Raw genomic sequence first — 13,942 nt, forward strand, 5'->3', positions numbered from 1 at the left:
GTGGAACAACCAGAACAATGACTGGAATCAGTGGAACAACCAGAACCAGAACAATGACTGGAACCAGTGGAACAATCAGAACCAGAACAATGACTGGAACCAGTGGAACAACCAGAACCAGAACTATGACTGGAACAACCAGAATAACAACCAGCAGAACGCATGGAACGGCTGGGACAATAACAACAACTGGAACCAGTGGGATCAGAACAATAACCAGCAGAATCAGAACAACAATCAGCAGAACAACAATTCCTCAAATGCATCTGCTACAATGTTCGATGATTTCAGAACAGGCTCATCACGTTACTTCATAGCTTCAGACGGCTGGGAGAACGGCGATCCCTTTGACTGCGGCTGGTATAAGTCACAGACAGCTTTCAGAAACGGAGCTCTTGAACTTACTATCGACAAGGATAACACAGGCAAGTATCACTATGCAGGTGCTGAGTACAGAACAACTGATTTCTACGGATTCGGCTACTATGAGACATCTATGAAGCCTATCAAGAACGTTGGTGTAAACTCATCATTCTTTACATATACAGGTGCTTCTGACAATAATCCCTGGGATGAGATCGATATCGAGTTCCTCTGCAAGGATACAACAAAGGTACAGTTCAATTACTATACCAACGGACAGGGCAACCATGAGAAGATCTATGACCTTGGCTTCGATGCTTCACAGAGCTACCACACCTATGGCTTTGACTGGCAGCGTGACCATATAACATGGTATGTTGACGGAAAGGCTGTATACACAGCTTACAATAATATCCCACAGACTCCCGGAAAGATCATGATGAATGTTTGGCCCGGAAGAGGCGTTGATGAGTGGCTTGGTCACTATGACGGAAAGACTCCTCTTACCGCAAGCTATCAGTGGGTAAAGTACAACAAGCAGTAAAATATCATAAATGATATATGCTTTATCGCGTCCCGTATTCCGGGGCGCGATTTTTTTCTTGACAACCGCAGGATACAGTGGTATAATCTTTCTTATTATAATAAGAAAGGTGAGTGATCATATGAAAGAAAAGGTACTGCTTTTTGATTTGGACGGTACTTTGCTGACCGGTGAAAAAACAATTTCTCCGCGTACACTGGACGAGCTGCGCAGATGCAGGGAGAAAGGCTATATCATAGGCGTGGCCACATCAAGGAGCGCAGGCAATTCCACCCGCTTTACCGTGGCACTTTCACCCGATCTGGTCATCTCCGACGGCGGTGCTTTGGTCAGAGAGAATGGCAGAGTTATAATATGCGAGGCCTTTTCGGGAGAGGAGACATCAGGCATAATCGCCTGCGTAAGGGAAGTATGCGGCAATGTGTCTATTACTGTGGATACCCGTGAAGGTGAGCATCTGCGCAATTATGTGCCCGAGCAGGACGCTCTCGAAGCGAGCTGGGGACAAAGCAGCTTCAATGACTTTTCGGACTTTGCGGAGAGCTCTCTGAAGATATGCGCAGAGGTTTTCGATGAAGCTGATGCTGCGAAAATGGCTGAGGCTCTGCCCCAGTGCGATTGTATACGCTTTACGGACGGTTTCTGGTACAAGCTGACAAGAGCAGGAGTCAACAAGGAAAGCGCTGTTATAAGGCTCTGTGAGCATATGGGGATAACTCCTGCGGACATTGCAGCCTTCGGAGACGATCTGGCGGATATAGGTATGCTCAGACTCTGCGGCAGAGGGATAGCTATGGGTAACAGCTGTGACGAGGTAAAACAGATTGCTGATGAGGTTATAGGTTCCAATGACGAGGACGGCATTGCGGACTTCTTACATAAATATATATAAAGGACATTTGAGAGGAAAAATGTCCTTTTTCTGTTTATTGCGATGTTTTTTGGTCAAAAAAGTGATGTAAAAAACAGCAATCAAGAGGGTAAGATACAGCTTTTTGAGTGGTAAAAAACAGCAGGAATTTTTTTATGTGCCGTTATACCGTTGTTTGCGTAAGGTGCTATGATCTATAATACTTAAAATATAAAGTTTGTCATCTTTTTCAGAGCCGTTTTTCGGGTTGTGGTATAATATATACATATTAAAACCAAGGACGAAAGACAGCAAAAATTGGTCTTTGAAATTTATTTATTGACTTGACTAACAGAAAGAAGTGTGGTAAAATATATAGGGAATAATTTGGAAAAGTGCTGAAAAAGGCAGAACTTGTTCAGTATTTTTGATCTTAATTGTCAAAAGAATGAAATGTAAATATTTACAGCGGCGGTCCTGCGGACGCAGCGGCTGTATTAAATGTATATAAAGTTTTATCAGGAGGTATGTGCATGGACTACGAAAGCTGCTATAACCAAGCAAGAGATCGTTATTATAATGCTTGTGACGATATAAATTACTATGAAAACCATATCGAAGATCTCAAAAGCCAGAAGTCCGAAAAGGTTTCCGAGCTCAATGATCTCAAGGTTCAGCTCAGAAAATTCCGTCAGGCTTCACGTGATCTGAAAAATCTCATCAGACGTGAGGATGATCTTATAACATGCTATAACAGCGTTGAGGAGGATATGGACGATGCTTCCGAGAACTTCAGCAGCATGGCTGATTCGTCGGATTCCTCTTCGGTAACTATCAATGACGCTTTCAGCGATGAGATGACCGATACAAAGAATATCATCAGAGATGCGATAGATGAGTTCAAGGATAAAAAGAGAGCTGTCGATGACACCATCGAAGAGCTCGAAGACGAGATCCGAAGGGTACAACAGGAGATCGATGATATTAAGGACGAGATCGCAAGATCACGCAATAATCTCAGCGATGCCCGCAGCGCTAAATGGAGCGCTTCCTGTGATATGAACTACTATAAGAGAAGAATGCAGGAAGACGATTGACGATAAACCAAGGCTTTTAGCAAAGGAGAAGCTTTATGGCTACCATTACCTTATATGCGCGCAGAGTCAATAAGATGCCGTCTCTTATGAGGGCACTCAGGCGTTCCATTGGTTCTCTGTCAGATGAAATTGACAGCGTGAGACTCAGTGCACTCGGTATTGACAGCGATGTCTGTGACCTTGAGGACGTAATAAGTTCACTCAGAGCATCTTCGGATACTCAGGATGACCTTGTGGAGTTCTGGGAAAACGTTCAGGAGACTGCCGAGGAGTTTATTGAAGACGTTGCCGAGATAGATGAGGAAGTTTCGGAGCTGATCGAAACAGCTGAAGAGGATTTCTACTCAATGTATGAATACCTCAGACCCGAGGCTGAATCGTGGCTCGATGCCGTAGGCGATTTCTTTGGCAGCCTGTGGGATTCGGCAAGCGATTTCTTTGAGGCTGTATGGGAAGAGATCGCAGGCTTCTGCCAGTCTGTTACAGAATGGATCAGAGATCACAGAGATCTGGTAGCTCTCGGATGCAGGCTGCTGGCTTCGGTAATTGAAGCTTTCGGCGATCTGATCATAACAATTTGCCCCTGGATGCCGGCTGCGTTTGCACTTCTGAAAGAAGGAGCGTCACTGTTGTATGAATATGTGCTTGCTCCCCTCGGAACGCTCATAATGAATTCTCCTCTGGGAGATCTTATAAACAGTGCGGCTACAAGGTTTATAAGTGCCGTAGGTAAAATAATCGCCACGGAATGGTTCGGTGATATAGTTGACGGCTTCATAACACTTTTCGGTCCCTTCATTGAGATCGGTAAGATCTGGACAGCTGAAAAGCTTCCGGGTGCTGATTTTGTAGTAGGACTTATCGGTGCTGTCGATCCTGACGGTGACGGCGTTTACCACATCAAGCAGGATACATGGCAGGGCTGGGGACCCGTTGGTTATAACACCGGTTATGACAATGTATTCAACAGAGGAGTCAGTGCAAACGGTAACAGTATTGATGTTTACCAGACATATGATTTCGAGTTTGACGGACAGCAGTTCGTTATCTGGGCTTGGAAGGGCGATTATATGAACCTCGGCGCAGGTACCGAAACTGGTATATATATAAATTCAGGTGATAATTCACACTATGTCACCGGCAGAGAGTATGCACTTGATATGAGTCTGGTGCTTGAATATGACGATGACGGAAACTGGGACAACGGCGGCAACGAAGTGCTCTTCAATTACAATCCGTTTACTGATAATTCTCAGAACGGTGGTAATGACTGGTGGAACGGCGGACGTCAGTGGTGGGTAAACGGTTTTGATACCAATCACCAGAATGTTCAGGCAGATCAGCTCCGTGCAACGACAACTATCAGATTTGACAGTCTTGATAACGGTGCGGAAATGTATGAGGCACTGAAGAAAAGTGTCGGCGTGACAGGTACTGTTTCACGCGAAGGCAGCGGTCACTGGGAATTTGACGATGAAACTCATGTTGCAACACTTGTATGGTAATATAAATGAAAAAAATCCTTTTGATCTGTCTGTCGGCAGTAATGCTGAGTACGGTTTCGTGTTCAAAGCTGTCACTGCTGGAAGATAGCGTAAAAAAACAGAGAAAAGCCATGAAGGATTTCGAAAGCAAATTCTTTCAGGCACTTGAGAATAAAGATGCTGAGCTTCTGAAAAGCTGCTTTTCAGAAAGAGCTGTTGAAAGAGCTCCTGATCTTGACAAGGGAATAGCTTATGTGCTCGACCTTTACAGGGACGGAAAAGCGACTATTTCGGATGATAACCAGTCTTGCTACTCTCATTACGGTGAGAACAGGGATTACACTGTTATGCACTGCTACTGTGAGTTCTATGCCGGAGAAAACAACTATAAGGTCATGTGGACTGACTGGCTCAGCAATAAAGCAGATCCTTCAATGGTGGGCGTGTACAGCGTTGAACTGTTTGAAGGCACAGGCAATGACAAAGAGTATTTTGATATAGCTGGGATAGCTTATCCCGAAAGAGAGTTTCTTGATAATTCCATAAGTACACTGTTCGATTATAACGGAGTACAGGAAGATACATACGATATTTTTTCAGAGGATGTACTGAAAAATTCAAGCAAAGTCCAGCTTGATGCTCTGGAGCGTTTTATAGACGATAATCAGAGCAAATCCTTTGATAAGATGTGGATCAGCACGGAGGACGGCGGATATACGGCTTATGCGGACGTAAGATTTGCGCTTGACTATTATGTGCTCGGTCTGAAGTATAACGATGACAAGAAGATCACGGCAATGTCCATGGGAAAGGACATCAGTCGTCTGGATCTTGATGAGCCTGCGATAACAGGCATAAGCGAGATCATCGATCAGTAATATACATTTGTTTATGACAGAATAAGAGTAAAGGGGGAAGGATCATGTCAACGATAACTTTATATGCACGTAAAGTAAATCGTATGCCGTCACTGATAAGAGATGTCAGATCATCGGTAAGAGAGTTCAGATCCGAAGTTGAAGATCTGCGGAACAGCACTATGTCAATCGACAGCAGTGTCTGCAATCTTGACGATGTTATAGCTTCTCTTCGGGCTTCGTCCAATACTCAGGAGGAAAAGCTTGAAAAGCTTGAAGACATAAAAGAAGAAGTTGAGGAATTTATTGATGACGTAGTGAGCATCGATGAGGACGCTGCGGAGGCAATAAATCAGAGCAAGGATGATTTCTACGATGAGTACTATTACCTGAAGCCCGACTGCGAAAAGAGCGGCTGGGAAAAATTCAAGGATGGTCTCAAGGATTTCGGTAACTGGTGTAAGGAACACTGGAAGCAGATAGTAATCACAGCTGTTATAATAATAGGAGCTGTTATAACTATAGTTGCAGTTGTTGCGACAGGAGGTCTGGCACTCGTGCCACTGCTTACTGCATTGGGTATTTCAGCATCTACGGCTGCAATAATAAGTGGAGTGATCGGCGTAGCGGCCATAGCGTTTGCAGGATTATCTGCTATAGTAAATGTGGTCGATGTATGGAATCCGCTGGAAGGCTTCTGGAAGGGTGCTCAAACCGTTTTGAACTGGGGAAATCTCATTTTTGGTGGTCTGTATAACATTGGAAGTATTTACAATGCCTTTAATGGTATAACTACCGCACAGCTCAGGGCATTCGGTCAGGCGCTGAGAAGACCTGAATTTGTAGAAGCTCTGAAGGGCGCACAGTCGTACAGAACAATATTCAGCGGAGCTAAAATGGCTAAAGACGGTTCGATGCTCTGGGCAGGTCTTGGAACAGACGGTGCCAATGTCTCGGCTGGTCTGGCAGGAACTTCACGCGAAACACTTGGTCAGCTGATGGCAAGAGCAGGTGTTGCAGAGAGTTCCGTTACTAATTGGGCGTCACCTTCTGTGGCTTATGTTCTTGAATCTTCCGGACAGGTTACTGCTTATATCGGTTCTGAAACAGGAATGGTTCTTTCCAATGGATCTGTTGTGGGAAATATCTTCCTTAATTATGAGAGGATAGTTGCTCCGATAACCCCCGGAATAACAGGCCTGACGATAATGAATCAGACAGCCTCTGGTTGGGCTGTGGCTGCAGGTGGTTTTTCAAGAGTAGTACAGATTTCACCTATGTTAAACAATGGACTTGCATTTTTGGAAAAACTGCGTGAAGTGTTCTGTCACTGAAAATAGGAGCCTTAAATGAATATCAAAGGTACAAAGTGCTATGTGGATATAGAATCGGAAGGTAATACCGGACGATTCGGCGGAGAGCTCGGCGTTGACGGTTTCTATGCTGATACAAGTGATTTCAGCTGGATAAGTCACAATGGCGAAGCTTCCGATGCTGAACGCATAAAGCTCATTTACGATACAGTAAAACACTGTGAGAACAGTCAGTTCAAGGTTCTGTTCCTCCGGTCATCAAGCATAACGCTTAAGCTTCAGGGTGATTTCATCGTACTGGGTTCGCCGGCGCGTGACAGACTGGAGCTGATATACAAGGGCAGAATGCTTACACTCTGTGGGGAATGCGGAGGTTCATACAGATTCGCGGCGTACACCGAGAAGATGTATTGGGCTGACGGACAGTATCTTACCGCTGAAGAAAAGCTTGAGCTTATCATTGCAGCATATAACGTTTTTTCAGGCCGTGAAGAGATATGCTTCATTGACGATGAAAGAAAGGGCATATTCACAGACTGGCGCGGAAAGCCTTTGGTACATATTGAAAACGGCAGGATCATAGCACAGAAATTCGACTGTCCCTGCGGATGGATACCGCAGCATCTTCAGCTGAAGGATACCGCAGAACAGAAAAGTTTTAAAGATAAGATAATTATTAGTACAAATAATGGATTGCTGCTGAAAAAGTCTTCATTTTTCGGCAGGAAGAAAGAGTATGAATGTCGCTACTGTGGTTCGAGCTGGTCTGTACAGGACGGCGCGGACGGTCTTATCTGGAAAAAGAATATAAAATGATTATTATCATTTAGAAAAGAGATGATAGAAAATGTCGACCATAACTTTATATTCACGGAAGGTAAACCGTATGCCTTCACTGATAAGAAATGCAAAGAGATCGGTTAAGGAGCTCAAATCCGAAATAAACGATCTCAGAAAAACAACGGCAAATATCGACAGTAGCGTCTGCAACCTTGATGATGTAATAGCTTCACTCAGGTCTTCTACTTCCACACAGGAGGAAAAGATCGAAAAGCTTCAGGAGATCAAGGAAGAAGTTGAGGATTTCATCGACGATGTCGTTGAAATAGATGAAGAGGCTGCTGAGGCTATAAATCAGAGCAAAGATGATTTCTATGATGACTATTACTATCTCAAGCCCGATAGTGAAAAGAGCGGCTGGGAGAAATTCAAGGACGGCTGCAAGAAGGTCGGCGAATGGTGTAAGGAACACTGGAAGGTCATCGTAACAGTAGTACTTGTTGTTGCTGCTGTAGTTTGCCTCTTTATCCCCGGCGTCAACGCTGCTGTTGCAGGTCTGGCATTTGGAAAGCTTATACTTGATCTGGCAGCGGGTGTGCTGATCGGAGCTGTGATAGGCGGAACCATCGGAGGTGTGATAGGTGCTATATCACCTAACAGCACATTCCTTGAGGGACTTGAAAACGGTGCCTTCGGCGGTGCTGTCGGCGGTCTGATAACAGGCGGTCTCGGAGGTGTTGTATCATCATTCACAGGAGCTGAGCTTACTCTGGCACAGTCGATGCTTGTAGGCGGCGGCGGTGATGCAATTACATCGATCATAACAGATCTTGGTGACATTGCCTTCAAGGGAGATAATATATCATTCTCTACGATCGTTTGCAACGCTTTGTTCTCATTCGGTACAGGTGCACTCTTCTCGGGTCTTAGTGGTAAGTTGGGTGAACTTCTCCCTATAAAGATAAGAGGACTGAACAAGGGAAGAGACAGCTGGAAGTTCACATGGAATTACGAGCTGGCTAATGTGGGAAGAAACAGAATAAGCTTAAAGGCGATATTCAAGGGCATTGGAGCCAAATTTATAGACGACCTCTGGGATAACACGATTGAAATCTTCAAGGGCGGAACCGGCGAAGGCTGGGAGAGCTACAAAAAGGCAGTATCTGCATAATATAAGGCTTTATGAAGGATATATTTACAGTAAGATACTATAAATCGGATCTTCTTCTCACTTACCTTAGTGTGGCTGCATTGATGGCATTTTTCTTCTTTATACTGATATTTACTTCCAATAAAGCTTTGGCTGTGCTGATGATAGTCCTGCTTGCAGCAACGGCTGTGGTAATGACTGTTCCTACCTTCCTTTTCTATCTGAAGGTGGATAACGATAAAATGTATGTACGTTCAAGGTCCGGAAAAACATATGATTTTTCCCTGAACGATATACAGAATGTCGAGCATATACAGCAAAGCCGTGGAAAATACGGTTCAAGGTTTTTCCTCAGGATAAAAACAGCTGATAATGAGGTCATTCTTCATCGCAGCATGAAAGGTTTCAAAGAGCTTGCAGCGTATCTGCTGAACAAATACGATTCAGGCGAGATAAGTACTTCGGTAATTTCGAAAAACTGCATTAAAAGCTTGAAGCAGTATATTCAATAAGACAGATATTCATTAAAAAATAACTGTATAAAAATTTGTTGCAGAAAAGAGATGATAACAGATTGTCTACAATAACTTTATACGCAAATAAGGTCAATAAAATGCCTGATCTTATAAAAACTGCAAAAAGTTCGGTCAAGTCATTAAAAAGTGAATTAAGTGCATTGCGTAGCAGTGCACGTGGCATAGACAGCAGTGTCTGTGATCTTGAAGCTGTCATTGGTTCAATCAAAAGTTCATCGGACACTCAGGAAGAAAAGATCGAGAAACTCGAAGAGCTCAGAGATGAGATCGAAGAATTTATCGATGACGTAGTCGAAATTGATGAAGATGCGGCGGAAGCCATTAATCAGAGCAAGGAAGACTTCTACGATGAGTACTATTACCTGAAACCCGAATGTGAGAAGAGCACATGGGAGAAGTTCAAGGATGGTCTCAAGAAGGTGGGCGAATGGTGTAAGGAACACTGGAAGCTTATCGTTACTATAGTTATTGTTGTCGCAGCTATTGTTTGCCTCTTCGTTCCGGGTGTCAATGCTGCAATAGCAGGTCTTGTATTCGGAAAGATCATACTCGGAGCGGCGGCAGGCGCCTTGATGGGCGCCATATCGGGAGGCCTCCTTGGAGGCATCATGAGTGCTCTGACCGGCGGCTCGTTCTTCGAAGGTTTTGAAGACGGTGCATTCTCGGGAGCACTTACAGGAGCTCTTATGGGCGGACTTGGCGGAGCAGGTGAAATACTCGGTCAGTCAATTAAGTGCGTAAGTACTCTTGGAAAGGCAGTAAAGATTACCGCTAAGGTTTCAGCTGTTCTTTCAGGTGGTATGGGATTATTCGATATGTCAGCAATGGTCATTGGAATGTTTGATCCCAACAATGCTTTTGTACGCTTCAATCAGAGGCTCCATGAAAGCAAGCTTTACAACGGATTCCAGTTCGGTGTTGATGCACTTGCTGCTCTTACAGGCGGAATGACCAAGACTATGAAGTGCTTCGTTGCAGGAACCATGATAGCAACAGCTTCAGGACTTGTAGCAATCGAAAACATCAGAGTTGGCGACAGGGTTATGGCAACTGATCCGGAGACAGGTATTACTGCTGAAAAGTCAGTTCTTGAGACCTATATAAGAGAAGCAACTAAACTTATTCATATCGTTGTTAACGGTGATGAAATAATAACGACTGAAACTCATCCATTCTTCGTAAAGGGACGCGGTTTTGTAGATGCCGAAGAATTAATTGAAGGGGACGAACTTCAGGATATTAACGGTAAGGTTGCTGTTATCGAGCATATTGAAATTGAGGAAACAGAACCTACGAAGGTATATAACTTCCAGGTTGAGGATTTCCATACATATCATGTCGGCGAGAATGGTATACTTGTTCATAATGCCGAGTATCCAAGCCATATGAATGCTGACGGAACATTGAAGCCTAATACTGAATATACAACGGGTGAGTATGATTACACATATAGAACCAATGCTGATGGTTATATTGAAAGTGTTCATGCAGATGAATTACATCTTAAGAATCATGAAGGACGACTTCATCATAATTCACATACTCCAGGTAAAATTTCCGGAGACCATGCAGGACATCTTATCGCTGATCAATTTGGTGGTTCACCAAAGCTGGATAATTTAGTTTCTCAAAATGGTTTTTTGAATACACACGAATATAGAGCTATGGAGAGAGAATGGGCTAGTGCTTTAAGTAATGGTGGATCCGTTACAAATGTTGATATAAAGCTTAATTATTCGAATGGTTCCTCAAGACCAACATCATATAACATATCATATATGATTGATGGAATAAAGAATACAATTGAATTTATTAATGGAGGTACTTAAAATTGATTATTGGATTTGAAGATGCTTTTACAGATATACAATCAGAATACATATCATTGTGTTTAGAATATGTTAATAATGATGTAGATGAAGTATTTGCGTATATATATCAGACGAGAAGTATGAAAATGTTCAATGCTTTTTTCAAAAAAGACGGTAAAATCCTTTCGGCAGGTCAACTTGGAACTGAAGAAGCATCGGATGAGTTTTTAGAGGTCGGACGTGATGATATTTCTAAAATAGTAGATGTTTGTGATAAATATGAGCATAAGTGTCCTAATGAATTAAAGTTGGTTTATAATGTTAAAACTAAAAAATTTGATGCTGAATTAGGATATGAAGACTATTCCGAAAAAGAAAAAGTAACACCGTTTGAAGTGTTTTTAAATTGGTTCCGTGCTGAGAAAGCAAAGTGCAGTAAAAGCTGATAAGAAAAAAAGTGATACAAATTTAAACCGAAAGGCTTCAAATAAAGGGAAATTCTTTCAGATGCTGAAACAAAGTATCTTGGATTATTGCTCCACTTATATAAAAGTGTAAGGTTAAAATTGTAAAATGTATGGGTAAAAAAGAAATCTAATTATTATTTTTTGAAGAGTTAAGTTCAATTTAAACCGAAAGGAGTCGAATAAATGACATCAAATCAGGAAAGAGCACAGCAGCTCATGGCCGATTCACGCTTTGCATTTATGAACGGCCAGAACCGTGAAGCTCTAAATTTAGCAAAGGAAGCAATACAACTCGCTTCAAAGGATCCCGACGCATATCAGTGCGCTGGTAACGCTTGTATGTCTCTGGGGGATTACGAAAACGCTATTGACTATTACAAAAAGGCGGTAAAACTTGAGCCGAACAACGGCAACAGGTACTTCAACATAGGTTATGCCTATGCTTCCGCCGAAAAGGCAGGCGAGGCTGTAAAGAACCTTGCCAAGGCTGAGGAGCTCGGTTGTACACCGGAGAATACGGTTCAGCTTTACAATCTCCTCGGAATTATATGCTTTGACATCGGCCGATACAACGATGCTCTTGTAAACCTTAACAAGGCTGAGGCGATCATCGGCATTGACATGGACATCATGCGCCGAAAGGCTATCATCTACGGTATGAAGGGCGAGATCAAGAAGGGACTTGAGGTCTGCAATCAGATGAAGCTCATCGCACCGTCAGAGTATATAGGTTATCAGTACGCGTTCAAGCTGCTGTGCCAGGCGAACAGACTGGATGCTGCAAAGCGCGAACTTGAGATAGCAGGAAAGTTCTCTGCGCCTTCCATGGATTACTATATGGACTGCGTATCATTTGAACTTCAGAATTATGAAAGAGACAAGGATAAGGAACATCTTAAGAAGTCCCTTGGATTGCTTGTCAGCGGTCTTGACAGGCTTGAACCTTCTGTCAGGGAGGTAGCCGAGACATATATCAGCTCAGCAGAGCTCTGGCTCCAGCTCGAGGATGCAGACAGAACTATTGAGTGCCTCAATGCGGCACAGAACCCTGCTTCATCCTACAATAACGAATTCGAGATCGTTCCTCTGGATCACAGCGGTAAAAAGCTTACCGAGTACGATATAGAGGATATGCTCGAAGCGGATAATATCCGCATCGAAAATGAGCTTGGCGAATACGGAGTGGATGAGCTTGCCGAAAGCATAGAGCCTGATGAGAATGGACAGAGAGATTATCTCACTGTCATAGACGAGGGTGAGGAAGAACCCAAGGATAGGTATACTCTTGACGAAAGTGAAGAGTTCGAGCTTACCGCGGATAACAACGATCAGATCAACAGACTCTACGTTGGCGCTTACACTCTCAAGAATGACTTCAAGAAAGTCATTGACTATGCAAGAAAATTACAGAGCAGCGAAAGCACTCATAACAAATATATCGGTATTTACAGCGAGACCAATGCTTACAAGAAGCTTGGATCAGACGAGGCGGCTAAGAAGTATGAAGAGACCATCAAGTTCTTCAGAAACGCTATGATCAAGGATCCCAGCGATATTGCAGCAGTGACCTTCCGTATTCAGTGTTATACCGACATTGAACAGTATGGGGAAGCAGAACAGCTTTGTAATTTGCTTACACCCGAGATCAAGAAATCTTTCCTCGCTAAGATTAACGAGGCCAAAGGCGGAGGTGATAATTATTGAGTTTGGATCAGGATATCAAACTTGACAGTGAAGCTTTTAACACTGCTGCGGCTGATATGGCTGCACTGAAGACAAGAGCGGAAAATCTCAAGGACAAGCTGGAAAAGATGTACGAAGACATTACAACAGCACTTGACACTCCCGCAGGTCATGCGATCGAGATAACAGCTAAAGATGTGCTGTTGCAGCCGATCGAAGATCTTATTCTTGTGATCGACCAGATGTCAAAAACGCTTGATGATATAATTTCTACACCGTATTATCAGAGCGTATTCGACAAATATGATGAGCTTGTAGAAAGCATCAATTTTTAATTAACAGGAGGAAAAAATTATGGCAATGGGAAGTACTGGTACAGTAAACATTACACCCGAAATGATCAGCGCTGCATTAAGCGCAGTTGAAGAGTATGAGGCAACATCACAGAGCCTCTATCAGAGACTTGACACAGAAGTTAACAACCTTATCCCCGGAAGCTTCAGCGGTAGTGCTGCTTCAGGTTTCCAGACATTCTATACAAATCAGATAGAGCCTATCACAGGTAAGGCTGTAACAGATATCATCGAGCTTCTGAGAAACATCCTCAACGGCATCAACGACGCTATCCCGAAGGACGGCGACGGTCTTGATGATCAGCTCGGAACACAGAATGGCCAGGGTTAATTATATACAGGAGGTAAAGTAAAAATGGCAGGTTGTAGAATAGTAAATGAGGCTGTAGTAAGCGCAGTATCAGAGATCAATAACATTTCATCAGCATATCAGGATGCAGGTGACGCTCTTATCAGCGGACTCACCAGCGCTCTTGCCGACATGGAAGGCGAGGCTAAGGATGCATTACAGACTCTTATCGATGGTGATATAAAGAGCTTCGTAGCAGAGAGCCTTTCTGCTGCAGTTAAGGGTATGGCTGATCTTCTCGAGCAGAACAGAGAGCAGTTCGAGAACGTTGACGCACAGATCGCTGCAAGCATTAGCGGCTGATA

The 13,942-nt window shown here is 43.4% G+C and carries 14 protein-coding genes and 1 pseudogene; all 15 read left to right on the forward strand.

Annotated features, from left to right (window positions below):
- Positions 1-274 precede the first annotated feature (274 nt).
- Positions 275-895, forward strand: a pseudogene (gene bglS / locus RF007C_RS15815) (beta-glucanase); the annotation flags it as partial.
- A 133-nt stretch (positions 896-1,028) separates the two neighbouring features.
- Positions 1,029-1,799, forward strand: a complete 771-nt coding sequence (locus RF007C_RS15820; protein ID WP_037301623.1) for an HAD family hydrolase — start codon at positions 1,029-1,031, stop codon at positions 1,797-1,799.
- Positions 1,800-2,290: 491 nt separating this feature from the next.
- Positions 2,291-2,854 carry a hypothetical protein gene (locus RF007C_RS15825; RefSeq protein ID WP_019680444.1) on the forward strand — a complete coding sequence of 188 codons (564 nt, stop codon included), beginning with the start codon at positions 2,291-2,293 and terminating at the stop codon, positions 2,852-2,854.
- 35 nt (positions 2,855-2,889) lie between these two features.
- Entirely contained in the window at positions 2,890-4,359 is a 1,470-nt protein-coding gene (locus RF007C_RS15830) for a DUF4474 domain-containing protein (protein WP_037301626.1), read from the forward strand.
- A 5-nt stretch (positions 4,360-4,364) separates the two neighbouring features.
- The gene (locus tag RF007C_RS15835; RefSeq protein ID WP_037301629.1) at positions 4,365-5,216 is read left to right on the forward strand and encodes a DUF5104 domain-containing protein; all 852 of its coding nucleotides are present in this window, start codon (positions 4,365-4,367) and stop codon (positions 5,214-5,216) included.
- Positions 5,217-5,260: 44 nt separating this feature from the next.
- A complete protein-coding gene (locus RF007C_RS16775; RefSeq protein WP_051456737.1) occupies positions 5,261-6,529 on the forward strand; it encodes a hypothetical protein in 1,269 nt (422 codons plus the stop codon).
- 15 nt (positions 6,530-6,544) lie between these two features.
- Entirely contained in the window at positions 6,545-7,324 is a 780-nt protein-coding gene (locus RF007C_RS15845) for a hypothetical protein (protein ID WP_037301632.1), read from the forward strand.
- A gap of 70 nt (positions 7,325-7,394) precedes the next feature.
- Positions 7,395-8,459: a hypothetical protein gene (locus tag RF007C_RS16780; protein WP_051456738.1), complete on the forward strand. Its 1,065-nt coding sequence runs from the start codon at positions 7,395-7,397 to the stop codon at positions 8,457-8,459.
- Positions 8,460-8,470: 11 nt separating this feature from the next.
- Entirely contained in the window at positions 8,471-8,950 is a 480-nt protein-coding gene (locus tag RF007C_RS15855; RefSeq protein ID WP_019680438.1) for a hypothetical protein, read from the forward strand.
- Between the two features lie 101 nt (positions 8,951-9,051).
- A complete protein-coding gene (locus RF007C_RS15860; RefSeq protein WP_152537185.1) occupies positions 9,052-10,803 on the forward strand; it encodes a polymorphic toxin-type HINT domain-containing protein in 1,752 nt (583 codons plus the stop codon).
- A gap of 2 nt (positions 10,804-10,805) precedes the next feature.
- Complete coding sequence (locus RF007C_RS15865; protein ID WP_037301635.1) at positions 10,806-11,231, forward strand: hypothetical protein; 426 nt, start codon at positions 10,806-10,808, stop codon at positions 11,229-11,231.
- 204 nt (positions 11,232-11,435) lie between these two features.
- Entirely contained in the window at positions 11,436-12,956 is a 1,521-nt protein-coding gene (locus RF007C_RS15870) for a tetratricopeptide repeat protein (RefSeq protein ID WP_037301637.1), read from the forward strand.
- Entirely contained in the window at positions 12,953-13,270 is a 318-nt protein-coding gene (locus tag RF007C_RS15875) for a hypothetical protein (protein WP_019680434.1), read from the forward strand. The genes RF007C_RS15870 and RF007C_RS15875 overlap by 4 nt, the downstream gene beginning before the upstream one ends.
- Positions 13,271-13,289: 19 nt before the next feature.
- On the forward strand, positions 13,290-13,619 hold the full coding sequence (locus RF007C_RS15880; protein ID WP_019680433.1) for a WXG100 family type VII secretion target: 330 nt from the start codon (positions 13,290-13,292) through the stop codon (positions 13,617-13,619).
- 24 nt (positions 13,620-13,643) lie between these two features.
- On the forward strand, positions 13,644-13,940 hold the full coding sequence (locus RF007C_RS15885) for a hypothetical protein (protein WP_019680432.1): 297 nt from the start codon (positions 13,644-13,646) through the stop codon (positions 13,938-13,940).
- The last annotated feature ends 2 nt before the right edge of the window (positions 13,941-13,942 follow it).

This window comes from Ruminococcus flavefaciens 007c, assembly GCF_000571935.1.
Lineage (GTDB): Bacteria > Bacillota > Clostridia > Oscillospirales > Ruminococcaceae > Ruminococcus > Ruminococcus flavefaciens_F.

Bases quoted from the DNA above. Each gene is read 5' to 3' on its own strand.
- RF007C_RS15825 (WP_019680444.1), top strand. From the start codon at position 2,291: ATGGACTACGAAAGCTGCTATAACCAAGCAAGAGATCGTTATTATAAT.
- RF007C_RS15870 (WP_037301637.1), top strand. From the start codon at position 11,436: ATGACATCAAATCAGGAAAGAGCACAGCAGCTCATGGCCGATTCACGC.
- RF007C_RS15845 (WP_037301632.1), top strand. From the start codon at position 6,545: ATGAATATCAAAGGTACAAAGTGCTATGTGGATATAGAATCGGAAGGT.
- RF007C_RS15880 (WP_019680433.1), top strand. From the start codon at position 13,290: ATGGCAATGGGAAGTACTGGTACAGTAAACATTACACCCGAAATGATC.
- RF007C_RS16775 (WP_051456737.1), top strand. From the start codon at position 5,261: ATGTCAACGATAACTTTATATGCACGTAAAGTAAATCGTATGCCGTCA.
- RF007C_RS16780 (WP_051456738.1), top strand. From the start codon at position 7,395: ATGCCTTCACTGATAAGAAATGCAAAGAGATCGGTTAAGGAGCTCAAA.
- RF007C_RS15855 (WP_019680438.1), top strand. From the start codon at position 8,471: ATGAAGGATATATTTACAGTAAGATACTATAAATCGGATCTTCTTCTC.
- RF007C_RS15820 (WP_037301623.1), top strand. From the start codon at position 1,029: ATGAAAGAAAAGGTACTGCTTTTTGATTTGGACGGTACTTTGCTGACC.
- RF007C_RS15830 (WP_037301626.1), top strand. From the start codon at position 2,890: ATGGCTACCATTACCTTATATGCGCGCAGAGTCAATAAGATGCCGTCT.
- RF007C_RS15885 (WP_019680432.1), top strand. From the start codon at position 13,644: ATGGCAGGTTGTAGAATAGTAAATGAGGCTGTAGTAAGCGCAGTATCA.
- RF007C_RS15835 (WP_037301629.1), top strand. From the start codon at position 4,365: ATGAAAAAAATCCTTTTGATCTGTCTGTCGGCAGTAATGCTGAGTACG.
- RF007C_RS15860 (WP_152537185.1), top strand. From the start codon at position 9,052: ATGCCTGATCTTATAAAAACTGCAAAAAGTTCGGTCAAGTCATTAAAA.